This is a genomic window from Pseudenhygromyxa sp. WMMC2535, assembly GCF_011083025.2.
This window is the reverse complement of the sequence record NZ_JABJWV010000013.1, coordinates 1-21,441: the sequence shown is the minus strand read 5'-3', so window position 1 is coordinate 21,441 and position 21,441 is coordinate 1. Positions and strand designations below refer to the sequence as shown.

Annotated in this window: 15 protein-coding genes and 1 pseudogene; 7 read left to right on the top strand and 9 right to left on the bottom strand. The window is 70.4% G+C overall.

Annotated elements, in window-relative coordinates; translation table 11 throughout:
- Nucleotides 1–912: pseudogene (locus G6O69_RS38190) on the top strand (hypothetical protein); the annotation flags it as partial.
- A 7-nt stretch (nt 913–919) separates the two neighbouring features.
- Here G6O69_RS38190 and G6O69_RS38185 read toward each other — a convergent pair.
- The 3 genes from G6O69_RS38185 to G6O69_RS38175 form a co-directional block, all read right to left on the bottom strand.
- Nucleotides 920–2,332, bottom strand: coding sequence for a nitrogenase component 1 (locus G6O69_RS38185; RefSeq protein WP_172306263.1), 1,413 nt, complete (start codon nt 2,330–2,332; stop codon nt 920–922).
- On the bottom strand, nt 2,329–5,241 hold the full coding sequence (locus tag G6O69_RS38180) for a nitrogenase component 1 (protein ID WP_172306262.1): 2,913 nt from the start codon (nt 5,239–5,241) through the stop codon (nt 2,329–2,331). The genes G6O69_RS38185 and G6O69_RS38180 overlap by 4 nt, the downstream gene beginning before the upstream one ends.
- An 83-nt stretch (nt 5,242–5,324) precedes the next feature.
- Entirely contained in the window at nt 5,325–6,767 is a 1,443-nt protein-coding gene (locus tag G6O69_RS38175) for a trypsin-like peptidase domain-containing protein (RefSeq protein ID WP_172306261.1), read from the bottom strand.
- 199 nt (nt 6,768–6,966) lie between these two features.
- On the opposite strand from G6O69_RS38175, the gene G6O69_RS38170 reads away from it, so the two are divergent.
- The 6 genes from G6O69_RS38170 (at nt 6,967) to G6O69_RS38145 (ending at nt 12,599) form a co-directional block, all read left to right on the top strand.
- The gene (locus G6O69_RS38170) at nt 6,967–7,905 is read left to right on the top strand and encodes an ABC transporter ATP-binding protein (RefSeq protein ID WP_172306260.1); all 939 of its coding nucleotides are present in this window, start codon (nt 6,967–6,969) and stop codon (nt 7,903–7,905) included.
- 126 nt (nt 7,906–8,031) lie between these two features.
- Complete coding sequence (locus tag G6O69_RS38165; protein WP_172306259.1) at nt 8,032–9,894, top strand: hypothetical protein; 1,863 nt, start codon at nt 8,032–8,034, stop codon at nt 9,892–9,894.
- A gap of 44 nt (nt 9,895–9,938) precedes the next feature.
- Nucleotides 9,939–10,391: a hypothetical protein gene (locus tag G6O69_RS38160; RefSeq protein WP_172306258.1), complete on the top strand. Its 453-nt coding sequence runs from the start codon at nt 9,939–9,941 to the stop codon at nt 10,389–10,391.
- A 32-nt stretch (nt 10,392–10,423) separates the two neighbouring features.
- Nucleotides 10,424–11,161, top strand: coding sequence for an enoyl-CoA hydratase/isomerase family protein (locus G6O69_RS38155; protein WP_172306257.1), 738 nt, complete (start codon nt 10,424–10,426; stop codon nt 11,159–11,161).
- A 177-nt stretch (nt 11,162–11,338) separates the two neighbouring features.
- Nucleotides 11,339–12,289, top strand: coding sequence for a transposase (locus G6O69_RS42620; RefSeq protein WP_346017170.1), 951 nt, complete (start codon nt 11,339–11,341; stop codon nt 12,287–12,289).
- Nucleotides 12,237–12,599 (top strand): transposase, encoded by a 363-nt coding sequence (locus G6O69_RS38145; protein ID WP_176397363.1) that lies wholly within the window; start codon nt 12,237–12,239, stop codon nt 12,597–12,599. Before G6O69_RS42620 ends, G6O69_RS38145 begins: the two co-directional genes overlap by 53 nt.
- A 290-nt stretch (nt 12,600–12,889) precedes the next feature.
- Here G6O69_RS38145 and G6O69_RS38140 read toward each other — a convergent pair whose 3' ends face one another.
- From G6O69_RS38140 to G6O69_RS38115, 6 genes are all read right to left on the bottom strand, one after another.
- Nucleotides 12,890–15,451, bottom strand: a complete 2,562-nt coding sequence (locus G6O69_RS38140) for a caspase family protein (protein WP_172306256.1) — start codon at nt 15,449–15,451, stop codon at nt 12,890–12,892.
- 7 nt (nt 15,452–15,458) lie between these two features.
- Nucleotides 15,459–16,466 carry a hypothetical protein gene (locus tag G6O69_RS38135; protein ID WP_172306255.1) on the bottom strand — a complete coding sequence of 336 codons (1,008 nt, stop codon included), beginning with the start codon at nt 16,464–16,466 and terminating at the stop codon, nt 15,459–15,461.
- The gene (locus tag G6O69_RS38130) at nt 16,463–17,215 is read right to left on the bottom strand and encodes a sigma-70 family RNA polymerase sigma factor (RefSeq protein WP_172306254.1); all 753 of its coding nucleotides are present in this window, start codon (nt 17,213–17,215) and stop codon (nt 16,463–16,465) included. Before G6O69_RS38130 ends, G6O69_RS38135 begins: the two co-directional genes overlap by 4 nt.
- Nucleotides 17,216–17,333: 118 nt before the next feature.
- Nucleotides 17,334–18,632 carry an FAD-dependent monooxygenase gene (locus tag G6O69_RS38125; RefSeq protein WP_255215882.1) on the bottom strand — a complete coding sequence of 433 codons (1,299 nt, stop codon included), beginning with the start codon at nt 18,630–18,632 and terminating at the stop codon, nt 17,334–17,336.
- A 172-nt stretch (nt 18,633–18,804) separates the two neighbouring features.
- The gene (locus tag G6O69_RS38120; protein ID WP_176397100.1) at nt 18,805–19,671 is read right to left on the bottom strand and encodes a hypothetical protein; all 867 of its coding nucleotides are present in this window, start codon (nt 19,669–19,671) and stop codon (nt 18,805–18,807) included.
- A 609-nt stretch (nt 19,672–20,280) separates the two neighbouring features.
- Nucleotides 20,281–21,282 (bottom strand): hypothetical protein, encoded by a 1,002-nt coding sequence (locus tag G6O69_RS38115; RefSeq protein WP_176397362.1) that lies wholly within the window; start codon nt 21,280–21,282, stop codon nt 20,281–20,283.
- Nucleotides 21,283–21,441: the final 159 nt, after the last annotated feature.

Sequence of the window (21,441 nt, the reverse complement as noted above, 5' to 3'; positions counted from 1 at the left end):
AGCCCGCCTGCGCCTGCTGCTCGCCGCCGCCAGCATCGGGCCAAGCTGGCTGGCCTGCGTCCGCGTCGTCGAGCGCAGCGGCGCGCCAGCAGGCCAGCCCTCGCCGAACTCGTGGCCGCGGCCACCCTCTTCGCCTTCGTCGTCCCCTACTACGCCCTCGGTCGCGCCGGCTACGCTCACGCCCCAGACGCGCTGGCCTGTGCATGGCTGAGCGCGGCCTGCTTCGCCGAGCGCGACGGCCCTGGCGCGGAGCTCACTGCGAGCCGCGTCGGCCCCCTGCTCACCTGTGCGGTGCTCATGCGCCTACAAAACCTGCTGTGGCTGCTGTGGCCGGTGGCCGAGCTGCTCGCGGCCCTGCGCCGACCCACGAGCGCGCGCCCCAGCCGGGCGGCCCGGCGTCTGGGGATCCTCTGCGCCTTCGCCTGCCTGGGCCTCGCCCCTCAGATCTGGCTGGCCTGGGCCCACCCCGGCAGCGTCCGCGGGGCCGTGCGCTGGGACCTGGGCTTCTTCGACCTCGGCGAGCTCCACCTCGATCTCCTGCGCGTGCTCTTTGGCGTCCACGGGCTGATCAGCTGGACAGGGATCGCCGGGCTCGCCCTGCTCGGCCTCGCCTGGGCGGCCTGGCGTGGCGACCTCCGGGCCCGCCGCGGCGCCCTCGTGTTCGCGGCGATGATCCTGCTGATGGCCTGTGTCCGCGACGTCGACGGCGGCGACGCCTTTGGTGCGCGGCGCCTCGCCGGGATGGTCGGCCTGCTCGCCGCCGGCCTCGCGGCCTACCTCGAGCCGCTGCGATCGCGCCGGCCGGCCGCGATCGTCTTCGCCCTGGCCGTGGCGGTGGCGACCCTCGTCAACCTCGGGCGCAGCGTCCACGCCCTCGTCGAGCCCAGCTCCCTGCGCGCCGGGCCAGAGTAACGAGCCGTCAGCGCGTGCCGATCGTCCTGGCGATCTCCTGGATGAACCAGGCCCAGCCCTGGAAGCCCAAAAAGGGGCTGTCGTGGATGGCGTGGCAAAAGAAATTGGGGAAGCCAAAGTGCAGCCGCCCGATCTTCTCTCGCTCGCTACCCTGCCAAGGGTCGGTGTCCTTGGGCACCGGCAGCTCGTGACCGCCAATGATCAGGTCGAGGCCGAGCGAGGCGCAGATCCCCTCGAGCTGTCGCCTGACGACGCTCTGCCCGGGCGCGAAGAGCACCGGCGGCGTCGGTGGGTAGTCGCTGTCGAGGCGAACGCCGTACTCGGGGCGCAGGGCCGGGGCGCTGAGGTGCAGCGGCCGCATGCCGAGCTCGCCGAGGCCCTCGAGCAGCCCGTCGAAGAGGGTCGGATCGCCCGAGAAGGCGACCCGCTTCCGCGCCAGGAAGCTGGGGATCAGCCACTCGAAGCGCGGCACGATCGCCCGAAGCTCGCGCTCGATCACCGCCCGGGCGGCCCGCTCGCGGCCGCTCGCCTCGCCCAGCGCCATCAACATCCGCGCCGTCGCCTGCAGGCCAAAGGGCTGCTCGACCTCGATCACCGTGGCCCCGCTCCGCCGCGCCAGGAGCCGCGCCGCGTCGACGCCGTGGGGGAGCGCGAGCAGATAGCGGGCGGTCAGCGCCCGGCGCAGGTGGGCCAGCGGCCGATCGCTGAGCCAGGTCGAGACCGGCCGCAGGCCCACGTCCGCGACCAGACGCTCGAGCTCGGCGACGTTGCCGAGGTGGTCGGCCTCCGTGCGGTCCATGAGCAGCCCGATGATCGCGACCTCGTCCTCGACCAGGCCCTCGGCTTCGGGCGGCGGCGCCAGGCGGCGGGCCAGGGTCGAGAGCACCTCGGCGTAGCCGCCGAGCCAGTCGGACTCGAGCGAGCGGCTCGGGACCTCGTAGATCGGCAGCGGGAGCTCGCCCTCGACGCTGGCGATGAGCGCGTCGTACTGCGTGCCGATGATCTGCACGTGCGGCATGCTGCAGACCAGGGCGAGCTCGGCCTCGGGCAGCTGCGCGACACGGCGCAGGCGCTTGACCACGGCCTCGCCCTCGGACTTGATGACCTCGCCCGAGTGCATCAGCGTCGACACGACCCGGTGCCGCCCGCCTGCGTCGAGCAGGGTCGAGCGCAGATCGTGGCGACCGTGGATCCACTCGGCCTTGCGATAGATGCAGTCCGGGCCGTCGATGACGACGAAGCAGCCGGGGATGGCGTTGACCGCCATGAACAGCCCGAGCTGGTAGGGGAAGCGGTAGGGAAGATCGAAGCGGTCCTCCCGGCGCGGCTCGAAGAGCGCCGGATCCAGGCCGAGCGCGTGCAAGTTGGCGAGCTCCGTGAGCGCGCGGGCGTCCCCGCGCGAGCGTCCACCGTCGATCATCGCGCCCCCCGATCGCCGGCCTCGAGGAAGGCCGAGCCCAAAAAGCGCGCGTAGCTGCGATAGAAAGGCAGCTCGACGGCGTCGAGCATGGCCTCGAGGCTGTTCAGCGCGCCGCGGGGGCCCATGTTCAGCGCGCGCATGGAGAAGGTGTTGCAGCCCTTGCGCGTCAGCCGGCGGTCGTAGTGCATCTCCGAGTACCAGGCCGCGACCTCGCCCGCCCCGAGCAGGGCGTCGAGCTCGTCGACGTCCCGATACCAGCGGATCCGCAGCTCGTCGTAGCGCTCCTCCGGCGGCGGCTTGGAGCGCGTGCCGGCGTAGGCCAGCACGTCGACGCCAAAGCCCATCTCACCGAGGATCTCGAGCAGCGGCACCCCCAGGCTGCGGCGGGCGCTGAGCACCGAGCGCCAGTGGGCGTGCTCGATCACGAAGCCCACGCGAATCCGCCTGGCCCGGGCCTGGAGCGCGGACCAGCGCTCGCGCAGGCCGGCCTCGACCGGCTCGAGCACCTCGGCCATCTGCGCGCCCCGGCCGAGCGCCCGCGCGATCGTCATCAACCACCGCCGGCTGCCCTCGAGGCCGAAGGGCGCAGGCGGGCGCACGCGACGAGCTGGGACCAGGCGCTCGCCGATCCGCGCCATCGGGACCTCGTAGCGCTCCCAGGGATACTCGACCAGCAGCCCGGCGCGGCACAGCTGGTCGATGCTGTCTTCGTCCATCTCTGGGAGCACCGTGGCGAGCACCGAGATCCCCGCGGCCTCGAGCAGCGCGACCAGCTCGTCGCGGCCGATGAAGGCCGGCATGCCCATGAGCACGACCCCGGTCGCGTCGAGGGGGCGGCTGCTCGAGATCTCCCGGCCCGCGAAGCCCTCGCCCAGGGCCTTTGCGCTCGGATCGTTGTGCTGGCCCACGGCCAACACGGGCAGGCGCAGCTTGCCGCGGGTGCGCGCGGCCGAGGCCTCGAGATCGTCGCCCGTGACCTCGGGCAGGCAGCCGCCCTGGACGACGACCGAGTCCGGGCGCTCGCTCTCGGGCAGCTCGGCGAGCAGCTCGAGGGCCTCGTCGACGAGCCTGTCGGCCCCCTTGATCACGTCGACGTCGCCGATGTCGGTGAACAGCATCCGCGCCCGCCCCTCGACGTGCGCGACCCTGTCTTCGTCCGCGCAGGCCGGCGTATTGAAGAACGAGGGCAGCCAGTCCTCGCTGATCGGCGCGTGGAAGAAGCACTCGATATCCGTGTGATCGACGATCGCGACCTTGCCCTGGCGCGCGCTGCATGTCCCGCGGTAGAGCTCCGTGCCCTCGAAGAAGCGCCGCCAGCCCGAAGCGGGCGCGAAGGCGTAGAAGAGCGACTCTTGGTAGTCGTTGGCCAGCATGTGCTCGTCGCCGGCCTCGGGGCGGATCTGATCGAGGATCTGCTCGAAGGGCACGCCGTCGTAGCGCGCCATGAAGCGCGCCAGCGCCCTGGCGATCACCGGGTCGAGGGCCTTGCCGCGGTAGCTCGCGGTGAAGCTCTTGCCCTCGCGCCAGGCCGGGACCCCGGGCGGGCCGAGCACCCCGCAGGCCAAGCTGCCGCGCTCGTCGACCTCCGCGACGAACTCGACGGTCCCGTCGTCCGTGCGCTTGAGGCTGCGCAGCTTGCCGACCAGGCCAAAGGCCTGCTCGAAGCGGCGCGTGGCCTCGACGCCCGCGGCCAGGCCGGGCCGAGACAGGCGGACCTCGTGCTGCTCGTAGACCGACTCGGGGTTGCTCGGCAGCTCTCCGCGCAGCTCGGCGAAGAGCGCCTCGGTCCGCGGGTCTCGACCTTGGCCAGCGCCTCGATCCGCGTCTCGACCCACGTCATGGTCCGCGCCTGCGGGGCCGCGCCCCTGCCCCGCCCCGCGCCCACGAGCCCCGCGCTCGCTGCCCTCGCCCGGGTGCTGCCCGCCGCGCTTTGCCTGCGCCGATGGCTGCGGCCCGTCCCTGCCCTGCTCCTGCCCCCCACCCTTGCCGTTGCGAGCCAAGGACGCGGGCGAGACCAGAGCCACCGGCGCGAGCACGGCGTCGGCCTGACGCTGCTCGGCCTCGAGCTCGGCCGCCGCGGCCGCCTCTCGCTCGCCGCGAAAGCGCGCCCGCGCGGCGACGTGAAACTCCTGCTCGCTCATCGGCGTGGGCAAGGGACGATCGTCGACCCGCTCGTCGAAGAGCTGCTCGGCGAGGCCCTGCAGCGCGCGGGAGATCGGGGCGCCGGGGAAGGCCTCGACCACGGTCGTGCGCGCGAACTCGGCCTCGCGGATCAGCGGGTCGCGGGGGATCCACGCCAGCACCTGGGTGTTCAAGCGCGCGGCGAAGCGCTCGACGACCTGGCGATCGGCCTGCGGATCCTTGAGGTTGACGACCAGCCCGGCCAAGGCGATGCCGTTTTGCGCGTAGTGGACCACGGCTCGGGCGATGTTGTTGGCCGCGTAGAGGGCCATCAGCTCCTCGGAGGTGACGATCACCACCTTCTCGCCGATCCCCCGACGCAGCGGCGCCGCGAACCCGCCGCAGACCACGTCGCCGAGCACGTCGTAGAGCGCGATGTCGTAGCGCGCCTCGTCGAGCAGGCCGGCCTCACCGAAGATCTCGAGCATCCGCGTGATGCCTCGACCGCCGCAGCCGACCCCCGCCGCCGGGCCACCCGCCTCGACGCAGTCGACCCCCAAGGGGGAGCGCACCACGATGTCCTCGGCGGCCACGCCCCGGACCCGCTCGATGCGATCGACCACGGGGTCGACCAGCTTGCCGCGGAGCAGCGCGGCCGTGGAGTCGTGCTTGGGGTCGCAGCCCACATGCAAGACCCGCTTGCCGGCGGCCGCGAGGCTCGCAGAGATGCCGCAGGAGATCGTCGACTTTCCGATACCCCCCTTACCAAAGATGACTACGCGCTCCAAAACGCGAAGACTATACAGCTAGGTCAAGGCGATTCGGTGATTGTTTTCATTCACCGAATGCCATCAGTGCACGATGCAGAAGTCTAGCCAGGGTTCGACTGGACCCCGACCGAACGCATCCGCCCCGAGCCCACGCCCGGCCGCTCTCGCTGGCCCTTGGACATCAGCTGGACCTCGCTGACATACCAGTCACCCCACTCCAGGCGCATCTGAACGGCGACCTTGCGGCCGCCACCAATGTCCACGGCGGCGACGGCCTGGGGCGCATAGAGGCCGGGGATCAGCTCGACGTCCTCGACCTCGGCGCGGACGCCCGCGAGCGACTCGATGGTGTCGACCAGGACCATGGAGCGCGCCACGTCCAGGCTGTGGACGCGCTGGTAGGCGACCATCAGCGCGTCGTAGCGCTCGAGCTCGCCGAACCACCGCGCCGCGAGGTAGGAGCTGCCGACGGCGAAGAAGAAGGTCTCGACCGCGTCCTCGGACATGGTCCCCTCGACCCCGAGCTCTCGCATGAATTCCCGGCTGCCCGTGTGGGCAACCATGCGCTCGAACTTGGGGAAGGGATCGACCCGCTCGCCGGCGGCGTCGCGCACGAGCTCGTCGATCGCCGCCAAGAAGCCCTGGAGGATCGAGTGCTCGGTGCTGCGCTCGAGCAGGACCTCGACGGTGCGCCCGCGGACCTCGCGGGCGAGGCTGGGCGAGGTCAGCCGGCGCAGCTCCTCGTCGGAGCCGGTGCCCAGGGCGGCGAGGTAGCTGCGCACGCGGTCCTCCGCGCGGGCGCGCTGGTTGACGTCGCTGTCGAGGCGCGGGCGCTCCTCGAGCATGCGCGCGGCCTCGGAGATCGGGATGGCAAAGCCGCCCTTTTGGCCGCGCCAGGTCCAGGTGACCACCCCCACCGCTCGCCCCCAGCGATCGAGGACCGGGCCGCCGCTCTGGCCGCGCTCGACCTGGGCCGTGACGCCCAGGTAGGGGCCGGGCCCCATCGAGGGGTTGTAGACCTCGAGGCGCTCGACTCGGCCGAGGTGGGCGAGCAAGCCGGGATCTTCGTCGAGCTCGGCGGCCTCGGCCGGGTCGACCTGGCGCTCGAGCAGGACCACGTCGTCGCGCTCCGCCACGTAGTCGCTCACCGGCACCCGCTGCCCCGTGGCCAGCTCGATGTGCGGGAGCGGCTCGTCGCTGCGGATGTGCAGCAGCGCGAGGTCGCGGACGGGGTCGATGTAGACGACGTCGACGCTGGTGTACTCGGGGGCCGAGTCCAGCCCGGGGAAGCTGACCATCTCGACGTGGTCGGCGTCCTCGATCACGTGGCGGTTGGTGATCATGTAGCCATGGGGATCGACCACGAAGCCCAGGCCACGACCCTCGTTGGTCACCACCACGCCGACCGCGCCGGCGGAACGCTCGGCGACCTTGGCGGGGTCGAAGGCCCGCCCGCGGGCGCCCTCGACGACGTGAACTCCCCCGAGATCGCGCGCGGTGCCGCAGCCCGAGGCGGCGCCCGCCGTCAGCGCCAGCGCAGCCATCCCGACCAAGGTTCGGGCGAGTCGAAGAGCCCCTGAAGCCACCGCAATGCAGCTTACGCCCAAGCGGGTCCGGCTGCCACCACTTCGGCGACGCGGGTCGCCCTGCACGAAAACGCCACCATTTCCTGGGTTCGGCACAATTTTTGATGCGCACTTCGGGCGGTGCAAGGCGATCAAACATGTCAACGTTAGCGGGCCCGTGCAGGTCGAACTCAAAGACGTCGGCAAGACCTATGACGGCGACAGCTGGGCCGTCCGCAACCTGGACCTCACCATCCCCAGCGGCAGCATCTATGGGCTGATCGGCCCAAACGGCGCCGGCAAGTCGACGACCCTGCGGATGATGGCGACCACCATGTCCCCGACCGAGGGCGCGGTCCGCCTCGACGGCGAGGACTTCAGCCAAGACCCGCTCGCCGCCCGCAGGCGCATCGGCTTCCTGGGCGACGGCAACCCGCTCTACAAGCAGATGAGCCCGGCCGAGTACCTGCGCATGTTCGGCCAGTGCCACCGCATGCCCGCCGCGGCGCTCGAGCAGGCCATCGACGAGACCATCGAGACCTTCGACCTGGTCGGCAAGCGCGACACCGAGTGCGGCGCCCTGTCCAAGGGCATGCGCCAGCGCGTGCTCATCGCCCGCTGCCTGCTCCACAAGCCGGGGCTGCTGATCCTCGACGAGCCCGCCGACGGCCTCGACCCCCGGGGGCGCAGCGACCTGCGGCGGATCATCGAGCGGATCCGAGCCACGGGCGTGACCGTCGTGATCTCCTCCCACATCCTACGCGAGCTCGACGACCTGTGCGACGAGGTGGCGATCATCCAGCGCGGCAAGCTGGTCGTCGCCGGCCCCGTCGAGGGCATCATCGACAGCCACGAGGTCAGCCGCTACGTCTACGAGCTGCGTTTGCACTCGGGCTTCGACCAGGCCCTCGCGCTCTTGGCCCACAAGCCCGCGCTGATCGAGCACAGCGACGCCAGCTTGCAACAGATCCGACTCCAGGTCCGCGGCGGCGAGGCGCTCATGGCCGAGATCCTCGCCGAGCTCGTCACCGCCGGCGTCCGCCCCGTGACCTGTAGCCGCGTGCGCTCGCGCCTCGAGGACGTGTACGATCGCATCTCCGAGGACCAGGTCAACTGAGCCCCCGCAGCTCCCGCCCTGAGCCCCCGCAGCCCCCGCCCTGAGCCTGAACCTTCGCCCGCGTCATCCGTCTCCTCTCCGAGCACGCTCCGCGCGACCTCCCGCCCTCCAGACTGGACCGGCCCCATGAACAAGCTCCTCAGCAAGCTCCCCGCCTTCGCCCTGCCCTTTGTGACCCGATCGCTGCGCGGCGGTCGGGCGCGACGCTACACGGTCCTCAGCCTGGTGCTCGCGTGCCTGACCATGATCTTTGGGCTGTGGATCGCCCTCGGTGATGGCGACTTCGAGCGAGACATACGCGTCGAAATGGGGCTCGAGTCCCCCACATACGACCGCGAACACCAGGAGTTCGTGCTCTTCGCCAACAGCGAGATCGAGTACCGGGCGCTCCAAACCGCCACCCAGCAGCTCTCCGACAGGGTCGACCCGAGCGACGACCCCCGCGCGATCGACTACTACCGAGAGCAGGCCCTCCAGCTCAAATCCGAGGGCAACGCGGTGCTCTACATGTTCGCCAACGCCGAGGTTCACACCCCCGAGCAGGCGGCCAAGCGCGAAGAGGTCCAGGCCCTGCTCGCGTCCTCGCCAGGCACCTCCTACCTGGAGGTCCCCGATCCCGCTCGCTACGTCCCCCACGATCGCGTGTGGACCGACCCCACGCGGCGAGCGCTGCTCGACACCATCCTCGCCAAGGGCGGCGTCCCCTCCGTCGAGTACTACCGCTCTCCCCTGGGTCTGCGCGAGGCCATGCTGCTCGCTGGCGCCCTCGCCGGCCTGCTGCTCCTGGCCATGGGCACCGTGTTCGCGCCGATCCTCGTCGCCATGCAGCAGGCCCAGGAGCGCAGCGAGAACACGCTCGCGCCGCTGCTCGGGACCGCCCTGAGCCCGCGCGAGATCGCCTTGGGCCTGGCCGCGGGTCCGCTGTGTGTCGTGGGGATCTTCGCCGCGCCGCAGGTCCTGCTCTATGTCCTCGGCGCCGTGATCGCCGGCTTCCCTCTCTTCGCCCTCGCCACCCTCGCCGCCCTCGCCGCGACCATGGCCACGCTGGTGTTCGGCACGCAGCTGCTCGGGCAGCTCCTCGGCCGCCGGCGCTCCCCGGGGATCATCGCCCTGGGCCTGATGATCCTCGCGTTGATCACCTGGAGCCTCGGTGTGAGCCTGGCCGTCGAGACCGGGCGAGAGACCCGGACGCTCGCGGCGCTCTTGCCCCACATCGGCCTCACGGGTCTGTTTGGGGCCACCTGGGTCGAGCTCTCGAGCTACGCCACGGCCATGTTCTCCGCCGCCTTCGCCAACGCGGTCGGCTGCGGCGTCGTGGGCTGGCTGCTGCTCACGGCCCTCTCGCGCAAGCTAGAGGACCGCGAGGGCCCGCTGCTTCGCGCGGGCGAGGCCCTGGCCGGCGCGCTGACCTTCATCGCCCTGACCAGCGTCGCGCTCTCGCCACTCGCCAATGGCGGCACGGGTGAGATCCAGTACGCGGGCCTGGCGATCCTCGCCCTCCCCCTGGCCATTCTGCTCATGCTCCGCGTGCCCTCCGGCGAGGGCCCCGCGCAGCTGCGCGTGATCCACCTCTCCCGCCTCCTCGCCGAGTTCTCCGCCTGGTTTGCGGCCTACATCCTCATCGCCAACGTCATCAACGGCTTCGACGTCCACGCCTTCCACCCCGTCGCCCTCGCCTGGTTGGCCTGGACGGTGCTGGTGCTCGGGCTCATGGCCGTGCGCAGCGTCGCCCTCCCGGTCACGATCGCCAGCGGCCTGTGGGTCTCGTTTTGCGGCCTCGGCGTGCTCGTCGGCTATGCCCACGCCCTCGCCTGGACCTTCGAGCACAACGCCCGCAACAGCTCGATCTTCGTGTTCTTCGAGGTCAGCCCCGTGCTCGGGCTGCTCCAGGTCGCCTTTACCCTGTGGTTCCCGATCTCGCTGGTTCTCGCGCTGCGCAAGGGCCTCGCCAGCGTGAAGGGAGCGCTCCCCGCCAAAGACGAGGCCTGAGCGCAGATATGGATTCGGAGCAGCCAGTGCTCTAGTCTTCGGGGATGAACGCACCGCGAGTGCTCCTGTCTTGCGCGGCTGCCTGCATGGCGGCCGCGCTCTTCGCATGCGTCCCCCCGCCCGAGCGCGCCGACGATCACCGCCAAGCCGACGCATCCGCGTCGAGCGAGGTCTCTCCTGCCGAGGAAGGCGACATCCCGCCGCCCCCGCCCGCGGCCCTGCGCCCGCGCAAGCCCGCCGGGCCGCTGACCGCGGAAGAAGAGCGGCTGATCGCCGCCGACCCCTCCACGCTCTCCCGCGAAGAGAACCGCGCCCGCGCCTACGCCCTGCGCAAGCGGATCATGCAAGACCCCAACTCTCCGGCCGCCAAGGAGCTCGAGGAAGCCCGCGCCGCCGTGCTCGCTGGAGAGGTCGACGCCGCCTTGCCCAAGGACGCCGAGAAGGCGGACCAAAAGTCCAAGCACGACAGCGGCCTGGTCCTCCAGGCGCCCCTCTAGCAGCCCGTGGTGAAAGCCAACCTGCCGCGGCCATGACCACTACACCTCCGACACCGCCCGGGCTCCGCGAAGAGCACCCCAGCGAGGGCGTGCTGCGCTGGGTGCTCGACAACCAGGCCCGACGAAACGCCATCCACCCGGCGGTCTTCGCCTGGATCGTCGAGCGCAGCGCCACCCTCTCGGGCGAGGTCGTGCTCCTGCGCGGCGCCGGCGAGGACGCCTTCTCGGCGGGCTTCGACCTCAGCGCCCTCGACGAGCAGCTCGCCCGCGGCGACGGGCCCCCGGACCAGGCGCTGATCGCCGCGACCTCGGCCATGCAGGCCGCCGACGCCACCTTCGTGGCCGTGATCAACGGCTACGTGATCGGCGCTGGCGTCGAGTTGGTCGCTGCCTGTGACCTCCGCCTGGCCCGCGCCGGCGCGCGCTTGCGCCTGCCAGCGGGGCGCCTCGGCGTCGTCTATCACGCCGCCGGCCTCGCCCGGGTCCACGCCGCCTTTGGTGGGACCGTCGCCCGGCGCCTGCTCCTCGCCGGCCAGGCCGTGCCCATCGACGACGCCCAGGCGAGCTTGTCGGCGCTGCTGCCCGACAACGCGGCCCTCGACGCCGCCGCGCTCGAGCTCGCCGCGGCGATCCGCGAGCAGTCCGCTCTCAGCGTCGCCGGCAACCGGCGGATCCTCCGGGCTCTCGACGCTGCCCAGGCTCTGCCCGCGGACCTGCTCGAGGCCCACGAGCGCGCGCGCGTCCACGCCTACTCGAAGCTCCGTCGCTGAACGACGCGCCGCCCGAGGCTCGGCCCCGCCTCGGTGGCGCGATGGCTCGCGCCAAGCGACAAGGACCACGGGTCCGCCCAGATGTGCCTGAGGGTGTGAATCCAAACTGATTGCCGCTCTAGGACTACTTGGTCAGATGGGGATCGACAACGATCCCCAGCTGTGATCTGCTGCGGGGTGACTCCAGAACAAATCTCCCGGGTGGGGGCCGAACTCGAGGAGTTTCTCGGCTACATCACTCATCAGATGGGTCGCAGCGAGCGGCGCGAGGCCCTCGCCAACTACATGCGTGGGCTTCTCCTCGATGGCGAGCGCAAGAGCATGGTGCCCATCGCTCAGCGCCTCGCAGCCGCGCCCGGTGACAGCGAAGCCATCCGCCAGCGACTCCAGCAGGCGATCACGATCGCTGATTGGGACGAGTGGGAGCTGTTTCGCCGACTCGCCCTGCGCGTCGAGGACAAGCTCCCGGGCCTCGACGCCTTCGTCATCGACGACACCGGCTTCCCCAAGAAGGGCAAGCACTCCGTCGGGGTACAGCGTCAGTACTCGGGGACGATGGGCCGCGTCGACAATTGCCAGGTCGCAGCAAGCCTCCACCTCGCCAGCGAGGCGGGCGGCGCTTGCATCGGCATGCGCTTGTTTCTTCCCGAGGTCTGGGCCAACGACCCAAGGCGCCGGACCAAGGCAGGCGTCCCCGAGGAGCTCTCCCATCAAACGAAGCTCGAGCTCGGCCTCGGCATGCTCGACCGCGCCCTCGAAGGGGGCTCGCGCCTCGACCGGTGCTCGCCGACGCGGCCTACGGCGACTCGACGGAATTCCGCAAGGGACTCGAAGAACGCGGGCTCCACTACGTACTGCGCATCTCGGCAACGCGGTCGTATGGCCGCCAGGGACGTGCCCGAGCCCTCCTCCGTCCAAAGCTCCCGGCACCAGGGGCGGCCACGAACAAAGTGGTCTCCCCGAAGGAGTCGAGCCCGTCTCGGTCGAAGAGCTGGCGAAGAGCTTGCCTGCCAGGCGCTTCCGTCACGTCGAATGGCGCCACGGGACGCGCGGGCCTCAGCGGCGGCGCTTCGCGGTGCTACGCATCCGAACCGCGCACCGGCATCGGTCAGGGCACCCACCGGGTGAAGTGCAGTGGCTGCTGTGTGAGTGGTCCTACAAGAAGAAGGAGCCAACCGCGTTTTATTTGTCGAACTTGCCCGCGAAGACCACGGTCAAGAGGCTGGTCTACCTGGCCAAGCTTCGCTGGCGGATCGAACGGGACTACCAGGAGATGAAAGGGGAGCTCGGCCTCGACCACTTCGAGGGACGAACATGGCGAGGCTTCCACCACCACGTCGCCCTGGTCGCCGCGGCTCACGCCTTTCTCACGCTCCACCGCGTGATTTTTTCCCCGGAGGACCCGGAGGCGGAAAGCACAGCGAGCGAGCGGGGCTGACCACCAGGCATTCCGAGCGTTGCTACAAGTGGTCCTGCTTCACTTGCTGGGTCACTGTCCCATGTGCGGACGTGACATCGACCCACGGGGGCCACCGATCAGGCCCTCGCGGATGTGATCCAAGTCGTCTAGGAGCCCGTGGTGAAACCCAACACGACACCTCGCTTGGTCTTTTCGCCGATGGCGTTGTCGCCAAAACTTGCGGTACGCCCGGTACAGCGGCGTTTTGGCTTCGCGCCCTCGACGAAAACCCCGGCGCGAGGAGCCGCGCTGGGTTCCACCACGGGCTCCTAGCCGGGTGAGGGAGCAGGTGTGACCTCGATGGCAGCGGGCGCAGCTGGGACGGGGGCAGGCGGCTCGCTCGGCGCAGGCGGCTCGCTCGGCGCAGGCGGCACGGCGGCCGGGGCTGGGGTGACCACTGCGGGGGCGGGCGCGACAGCAGCGGGCGCTGGGGTGACCGCTTCGGGCGCTGGCGCGGCCGCTGCGGGAGCAGGCGCAGCCGGGACGATGGATGGCGAGGGCACGCGACTCGCCGGGGGGACCACGATCGTCGTCGGTGTCGTCGGCGTGGCCGTCCGGGTCGTCTTCTTCTCCACCACCTGCACCCGCTTGTGCGACGCCCTGGCGTGCGCCGAGTTTCCCCTCCCCACGGGCACCCCAAAGCGGATGCCCGTGACGATGGTGAAGCCCTCGTTGGAGAAGTCGGGCAGCTTGGACACGCGCCGCTTGGCGCTCCACAGCTGACGGACCTCGCCAAACAAGGTCACGTAGTTGGTCAGGCGGATGTCGACGCCAGCGTGGAGCTCGAAGCCCACGCGCAAGCTGACGTCGACGAGGTCCTCGGCCATGAAGCGCTCGTAGTGGACGCGCAGCACGTCGACCCCCGCCCCGAGGCCGCCGTAGGGCCGCACCGGCCAGCGATGCGGGAAGTAGAAGTTCCCGCCAAAGAAGAGCGGCACGCTCATGTAGTCCAGGCGCGTGGCGTTGCCGATCGCGTAGCCGTCCTCGTCCACCTCGGGCTGGAAGGTCGCGTGGCCCTCCGTGTAGCCGCTGCGGAAGTAGCCCTCGGCGAAGGGATAGTCCCGGGGATGGTGGCCCGAGAACGCGCCCATGCGAAAGTCGATGCCGCGCAGGGCCGAGGGTACGCCGTCTTCGTCGAAGCCCGTGAACTGGTTGGCGCTCACCCGATCCGCGGGGTGCCGCAGGCGACCCGAGGGCGACAGCGGGTTGAACTCGGCGCCCACGCCCAGGGACAGCCAGGTGCGATCCCAGCACCAGTCGCAGCCATCCTCGATCTCGACCTCGGTGATCACGACCTCCTCGAGATCGTCGTCATCATCGTCGTCTTGCACGGCCGGCTCGCGGACCTCGACGCTCGGCGCGGGCCCTTCGCCCTCGACGCGGGTGACCTCGATCATCTCGCCGGTCTCCGGGTCGCGCTGCCACACGTGCACCTCCCAGTCCGGGTCGGCGACGGCGAGCAGCTGCTGCGTGTCGGTGTAGCCGGTGTAGTAGCCCTGGCCGTACTCGACCTTGAACAGGCCCGTGCGCAGGGCGTCGTCGAGCGGCCCGCGGGCGTCGAGACCCGCGCTCGCGGCCTGGAAGTCGAGGGCGACGAGGTCGACGACCCCCTGGCTGCCGGCGTCGAGGACCGCCTCGGCCTCGCGGGCGCCGTCACGGCCGTGGCGATAGATGTAGATCGGGCCGTCGGGCAGGCGCAGGTAGGCCGGCTGGCGCGGGGCGTGGTGGAGATCGGCGATCCGCACCCCGCGGGCGTCCTCGAGGCTGTAGCGCCCCGCGACGGCGCCGGCGAGCAACAGCACGCGCTGATCCGCGACCTGATCGTGGATCAGCAGCGGCGCCCGCTCGTCACCCCGGGGCGGGCGCACGGCGACCTCGAGGTGGGCTCGCGGATCCCCCACGCCGCTGTTGGCCGCCGACACGAAGGCTCCGAGCTCGGAGTACTCCACGGCCCCGTCGCCGTTGAGATCCGCGCCGCCGCGCAGGCCGCTGAGCAGTTCGTGGGTGAACACCCCGCCCTGCCAGCGCTCCCACTCGTGGGTCTGCTGATCCTCCGAGTGCGCGAGGATCACCCCGGTGTTGGGGTGCGCCCCGAGGTGGTTGCCGTCGAGGTACTCGCGCACGCTGTCGCCGTAGTCGGCGGGGCCCCGATCCTCGCGCCACTCCCCGCGCGAGAGCACGAATTGCTCGCTGCGGCAGGCGTCGACGATCACGTGGTTGTGGTCGGCCGGCGAGGTGCCGATCAGCGTCTGAAAGAGGTCCGCGCGGGTCAGCCGATCCCCGCCGGCGAGGGTCAAGAAGCCCTGGCCGTCGGGGCCGACGTCGCCGTGGCCGGCGTAGTAGATCGTCAGCTCGACCTCGCGCCCCTCCGCCGCGGCCGCCTCCATGCCCTCGCGCAGCCGAGCCCAGGCCGCGTCGAGCTTGGCCCGGGTCGGCTGGGAGGCGCGCTTGACCAGCTTGGGGAAGCGCGCCTGGCTGTCCTGATCGAAGACCGTGAGCAGCTCGACCTCGGCGCCGAGCTCGAGCCACAGCTCGGCCATGCGCGCGCCGTCGTCGTCGGCGAAGCGCAGCGGCTTTTGCTTGCTGCTCTGGGTCTCGTTGTTGGCGATGATCAGCGCGAAGCGGGCCACGGGCTGCTCGTCGGCCGCGCGCGCCTGCCCCTGCTCAGCCAGCGCGTTCGGAGGGCGAGCCGGGCCTTCGACGCGGCCCGCGTCGGCGACTTGCGCGGCCAGGGCCGCGGCGAGGGCCGCCACCCAGGGCAGCGCCGCGAGGGCGCCGCGACGCGCGAGGTTGCCAGTGGCAGAGGTTCGGTGGTGCTTCACAGGGGTCATGGCAGGTTCACTCGCTCGGGGTGATGTGCAAGAGGGTCTCGGCGCTGGCGCAGCGGCTGCGCGGGCCGGCACAGACCGGGCCCAGCTCGTCCGCGCGCAGGCGCAGGTGCCAGGGAGGATCGTCGACGCTCGCGGGCTCGGCCTCGCGCAGAGCCTCCGCCCAGCGCTCGACGTCCGCGGGCGCCACGGGATCGGGGGTCGCAATGGCGAACACCCGCAGCGTCCCGGGGCGATGGTTCACGTCCAGGCGGATCGACAGCGGCAGGGCTCGCCAGCGCGCCTGACCCGGATCGGCGACCAGCTCGAGGCTCGGCTCACCGCCGGGGTTGGGCGCGTAGTAGAGCAGCTCGCCGCGCTCGTCGACGCCGAAGAGGCTCAGCGCCTGGTCGCGCAGGTCCGCGTCGGCGCGGTCCTTGCTCGCCGACAGCCGCGCCGAGAAGCCGAGCAGCTCGTCCTCGCCGCAGCCGCGCTGGCTGGCGGGGCGCGAGGGCTGCCCGCAGGCGAGGTCGATGGCCAGGGGGCGCGGCCACACGAGGCCGCCGCGGGCCTGGAGCTCGCCCTGTGTGACGATCGCCGCGACACCGCCAGCGCTCACCGAGGGGTCCGAGCCCGCTTCGGACCGATCGGCGGACCGATTGTCGGACCGATTGGCGGACCGATCGCCGAGCCCGGCAGGCCCGACGATCACCGCCACGGCCGCCGCGCTCACGGCCACGGTCGAGAGCGCGGCGATCACCGGCCGCAGCCAACGTCGACGCGACGCGCCGCGGGCCTCGCCAGCGAGCTGACCTTGGTCCTCGAGGTCCTCGAAGAGCCAGCGCTCGACCTGATCGATCTCCGCGCGCGAGACCGGGCGCGCCTCGAGGACGCGCAGGGCCGCGGCGGCGCGGTCCCAGGTCCGCCGCGCGCCCGCGTTGCCGCGCAGGCGCTCGACCAGCGCCCGCCGGCGCTCGCGGCCCAGGCCCGCGATGAGCTCGCGCTCGACCTGGCGCTCGAGCTGACGCCCGCGGCTCACGAGCTCACCTCCCCGAGCAGACGCAGGGCCTCGCCCACGAGCACCGGCAGGCCGACGCTGGCGATCACGCCCTCGACCAGGCCGACCTCGCCCTGCTCGCGCAAGAAGTCCAGCAGGCGCCGGCGAAGCTGCTTTTCACGGGTGCGCAGGCGCTGGCGGCCCAGGCCCAGGGCCTCGGCCGCGTCGCGCTGGGACATCCCCTGGCGAAAGCGCAGCTCGATCAGCTGGCGCGCGTCCTCGTCGAGGCCGTCCACGAAGCGCGCGACCAGCTCGGCGACCTGGAGGTCGTGGACCTCGCGCTCGGGCGAGGGCCCGCCGTCGGCGATCACCTGCGCGCCTCCACTCTCCTGTCCGCCCCCACCACCGACACCCTCACCGTCGACCGAGAACAGGCGCACCCGATCACGAAAGCTGCGCAGCACCAGGTTGCGGGCGATGGTCTTGACGTAGGGGCCGTAGGGCCGGATGCCGTCGTAGCCCGCCCGGGCGCCGGGCTCGAAGGCCCGCCGGAAGGTCTCGTGGAGCACGTCTTGGAGCTCGAAGCCCGAGCCGTAGCCCACGAAGCGCCGCCTTCGACCGCCGCTCTCGAAGGAGAAGCCATGTCGCAAGAGCAGCGCGACCTCCTCGGCGTGGGCGCGGTAGACCTCCGTCAGCGCCTGGCGCTCGCCGGCCTTGAAGCCCGCGAGGCGCTCGCGCGGCCAGCCGTTGGGGGCCAGCTCGGGGTCGGTCGATGGGGTCGAAGGAGCCACCGCCCTTCCCTATCCGACCGCGGCCGCGTTGGGTTGGCGCGGGTAGAAGTTTTTTGGAGGCCAGAGGCGTCATTCGCGCAGCCGAGACCCCGCATGCCCAGCTCGCCGGCCACCAGGCTCAGCCCATGAGCATCCCCCTGACCACCCCAGGGATGGCCCGCAGCCCGAGCAGCGAGGACAGCGGGCGCTGCATGTTCATGATCTGGAGGAGCTGGCGGTGCAGCGCGCTGTCCCTCGCGCCTCCACGGTAGAGGCGATCGGTGAACCACAGCAGCGGCCTGGTCAGCGGCGGCCGATACCCGCTGACCTGCGGCCAGCGCTGGGCCTCCGTGGAGGCCATCATCCACGGCGCCCAGGACACCTCGGCGAGCACGCGCTGGAGCGCGTCCACGGAGCCCCCGCCGCGCAGGTGCTCGCGCGCGCTCACGGCCTGCAGCGCGGCCACGGACATGCCCTGGCCAAACACCGGATCGAAGCCGCAGGCCGCGTCCCCCGCGACGACGAAGCCCCGGGGGACGCAGCCCGCGTAGCTTCGCCGGACCTGACGCGGGATCTTGAAGACCGCGATCTCGGACACCGGCCGGGCGTGGACGAGGGCGTCGTGAACATCGCTGGTCGCAAAGCTCTTCGCCCACGCGCGCCAGGCCTCGAAGTCCCGCGGCGGCTCGTCGCCGTGGTAGCCGAAGAAGGTCGACATCCAGCGCTCGCCCTCGAGGTGGAAGAGCGAGCCGCCGCGGCTCAGCGAGGGCGGGCTCGGGTGGACGAGCATCGCCTCGAAGCTCGGCTCGGCCCCCGCCGCGAAGCGCAGCTCGGCGGACGCGTAGCTCAGGCCAATCTCGATCTTTTGGGTGGGCGGCTCGGGGAAGCCCCACTCGCGACACCAGCGCGGGCTTCGTGAGCCGCGGCCGCTGGCGTCGATCACCAGGTCGGCGTCGAGGCTGCGACCATCCGCGAGCCTCACCCCAGTCACGCGACCTCGCTCGCGGTCATGGATCGGCGTCTCCACTCCTACCCCATATTCGATATCCACATTCTCGAGGGCCCTGACGCGCTTTGTGAGCACACCATCGAGGAGCGCACGACTTTGCATGAGCAGGCTCAACCCCGAATGAAAGCGTGGCCGCCAGCCCCCCGTGGTGTGCCAGCGAAAGTCCTCGGCCATGTCTATCTTCCGCGCCCCAGCCTGCTCGAGCGCGACCACGGTCCCGGGCACGAGCGCCTCGAGGGCCTCTTCCCCCGCGCGCAGCAGCAGATGAAGGTGCGCCGCCTGCGGGAGCGCGCGGCGCACACCACCCTGGTTCGGTGGCTCGTCGCGCTCCAAGACGAGCACCTGCCGCGCGAGAGGGTGAAGCGCCGCGGCGTGGGTCAGACCTGTCACGCTCGCGCCGATTACAATGACTCGATCGAATGTGTACATGTCAGCATCTTGGTTGACGCTGACTCGCGATGAAATGACATTCTGCGCGCGGCACGCAAATTTTTAATCAGACACACAATGTCGTCCCACCCGCGTCGCCTGCCCGCCCCCCCTCATGGGGTCGGCCGTGCTCGTTCGCGCCCGTGACGGCGAGGCTGCTACAATGTTCGCGCTAACACTCGCACTCGTCTTCGATGAGGTCGAAGCGAACCTCGAAATTCAGCTGATATTCGAAATCAGCCTCCGCCAAGCCGTAGATCTGGACCACGATGTCCTGGCCGTAGATCGGACCGACTCCTTCGAGGTCGAGGCGCCCCTTCGACGAGACCTTCTCGTGCAGCAGGGTCATGTCCGCGGCGGAGTAGATATTCACGCCGATAGTGTTCTCGGGGGCAGCCGGAAGCGTCGACTCCCCACAGCCCGCCCCACACCAGCTCGAGCCATCGACGATCACGTCGAACTTGAAGAGGAAGCTCTCACCGTCCCCCTCGAGCTGGTTGACGTCGAGATCGAAGTAGTACCAGTCGTCGTCTCCGCCACACAGTGTCGCGTCGAAATGCGCGCGGATGCTCCATGTCTGGTTCGCGTTCCAAGAAGGGACAGCGGCTGTTTCGAGGGTGTCGTTGTCCTCATGGATGTCGGGCGCGAGCAGGCAAGAGGAGCCGCCCGTGTCGGTCTCCGTGTCCGTCGTGTCGGACTCCGTGTCCGTGTCCGTCGAGCTGTCAGTGCTCTCGCCGCTCTCCGTCTCCGTCTCCCCGCTCTCCGTCTCCCCGCTCTCCGTCTCCCCGCTCTCCGTCTCCCCCTCCCCAGTCTCCCCCTCCCCAGTCTCCCCCTCCCCAGTCTCCCCCTCCCCAGTCTCCGTCGTGGTGTCCGTGCTCTCCGTCGTCCCCGTCTCCGTCGTGGTGTCCGTACTCTCCGTCGAGGTGTCGGTGCTCTCCGTCGTGGTGTCGGTTGCACCGCTCTCCTCGGTCGTCTCGCTCCCCCCACCAGCGCCATCATCACCACCATCGCCGGGGATGCACGCAAGAGCAAAAACCACAGAAAACGGAAGAGCGACCGAGTGTTTCATGCGCTAGGAGTCCGTGGTGAAACCCAGCGCGGCTCCTGGCGCCGGGATTTTTGTCGAGGGCGCGAAGCCAAAACGCCGCTGTACCGGGCGTACTGCAAGTTTTGGCGACAAAGCCTTCGGCGAAAAGACCAAGCCAGGTGTCGTGTTGGGTTTCACCACGGGCTCCTAGGCGTAGCAGGGCTCATGTTCCCTCGCCATCACGCATTCATATAGCTATCAGGTGCCACCCATTCACAATCAATGTAGTTTCCAATGACAAAGCTCGAGGCAGCTCACCACGCTCCAGCGCCCCGAGAATTTCCGACGTCCACGGCTCACACTGCGCCGCCGCCCGCTGTATCTGACTTTCGCAGCGGGCGGGGCAGCCGCGCTCACTCGTGTCCGCGCTAGTGTGCGCGCCAGAGGACTTGAAGGGTCCCAGGCGCCGGACCGCCGGCTGCTGACGAGGCGCGAGGAGGGAGTTTGTCGGGCACAAATGACTGACGAGCAACGAAGTCAGCGGCCGGTGCTCCAAGCCTGGGGCCCTTCAAGTCCTCTGGTGCGCGCACTAGCCCATGCTGGCAGCGAGCGAACGGGATCCTAGCACTCGCACTCGTCTTCGACGGCGTCGAAGCGGACCTCGAAGCTCATTTGGTATTCAAAGTCCGCCTCCGGGAGACCAAAGACCTGGACCACGATGTCCTCGCCATAGATGGGGCCACTGGCGTCGATGTTGATACGCCCCTTCGTCGAGATCTGCTCGTGCAGCAAGGTCATGTCCGAGGCCGAGTAGATGTTGACCCCGATCGTGTTCTCCGGGGCGTCCGGCAGCGCCGGATCCCCGCAGCTCGATCCACACCAGCTCGATCCGTCGACGATCACGTCGAAGAGGAAGTAGAAGAACTCGCCGTCGCCCTCGAGTTCGTTGGCGTCGAGGTCGAAGTAGAACCAATCTTCGTCCCCGCCGCAGAGCGTGGCGTCGATGTTCGTGCGGATCGACCACCAGCTGTTCGCGTCCCAGACGGCCTCGGCAGCCATGCCGAGCAGGTCGTTCTCCTCGTAGATGTCGGGCGCGAACAGACAAGAGAAGCCGCCGGTGTCGGTCTCCGTGTCCGTCGTGTCGGACTCCGTGTCCGTGTCCGTCTCCGTGCCCGTCTCCGTCGAGCCCGTGTCCGTCTCCGTGCCCGTCTCCGTCGAGCCCGTGTCCGTCTCCGTCGAGCCCGTGTCCGTCTCCGTGCCCGTCTCCGTCTCCGTGCCCGTCTCCGTCTCCGTGCCCGCCTCCGTGCCCGTCGACTCGCTCTCGGTCTCCGTCGACTCGGTGCTCTCCTCCGTCGACTCGGTGCTCTCCGTCGTCGACTCGGTGCTCTCCTCCGTCGTGTCGGTGCTCTCCGTCGTCGTATCGGTCGCGCCGCTCTCCTCGGCGCTCCCGCTGCTCTCCCCGACCTCGTCGTCCTCTCCGTTGTCGGGACGCAGGCGCAGGCGAAAACCAAGGTGATCGGGAGCAGGGCCGAGGGCTTCATGGGCTAGGCGTAGCAGGGGCCAAGGACCCACGCCAGGGGCCGAGTCCTGCTCTCTCGCGCCGCCGACTCGCGCTCGCTGCACCGAGGCACTAGGCTCCGCGACATGTCCGATCATCCAGTCCTGATCGTGGCGGGGGACCCGGAGGCCTGACCACCGCGCTTGCCCTCCAGCATGTCGGGATTTCCGCTCGGGTTGCTCGAACGTGCGCCTGCGCTGCGCACCGCGGGTGCAGGGTTGACC

What these genes read in the sequence shown, in the direction of transcription:
- G6O69_RS38125 (WP_255215882.1), bottom strand. Translation starts at nt 18,632, where the DNA reads ATGTACACATTCGATCGAGTCATTGTAATCGGCGCGAGCGTGACAGGT.
- G6O69_RS38165 (WP_172306259.1), top strand. Translation starts at nt 8,032, where the DNA reads ATGAACAAGCTCCTCAGCAAGCTCCCCGCCTTCGCCCTGCCCTTTGTG.
- G6O69_RS38155 (WP_172306257.1), top strand. Translation starts at nt 10,424, where the DNA reads ATGACCACTACACCTCCGACACCGCCCGGGCTCCGCGAAGAGCACCCC.
- G6O69_RS38175 (WP_172306261.1), bottom strand. Translation starts at nt 6,767, where the DNA reads ATGGCTGCGCTGGCGCTGACGGCGGGCGCCGCCTCGGGCTGCGGCACC.
- G6O69_RS38185 (WP_172306263.1), bottom strand. Translation starts at nt 2,332, where the DNA reads ATGATCGACGGTGGACGCTCGCGCGGGGACGCCCGCGCGCTCACGGAG.
- G6O69_RS38160 (WP_172306258.1), top strand. Translation starts at nt 9,939, where the DNA reads ATGAACGCACCGCGAGTGCTCCTGTCTTGCGCGGCTGCCTGCATGGCG.
- G6O69_RS38140 (WP_172306256.1), bottom strand. Translation starts at nt 15,451, where the DNA reads ATGACCCCTGTGAAGCACCACCGAACCTCTGCCACTGGCAACCTCGCG.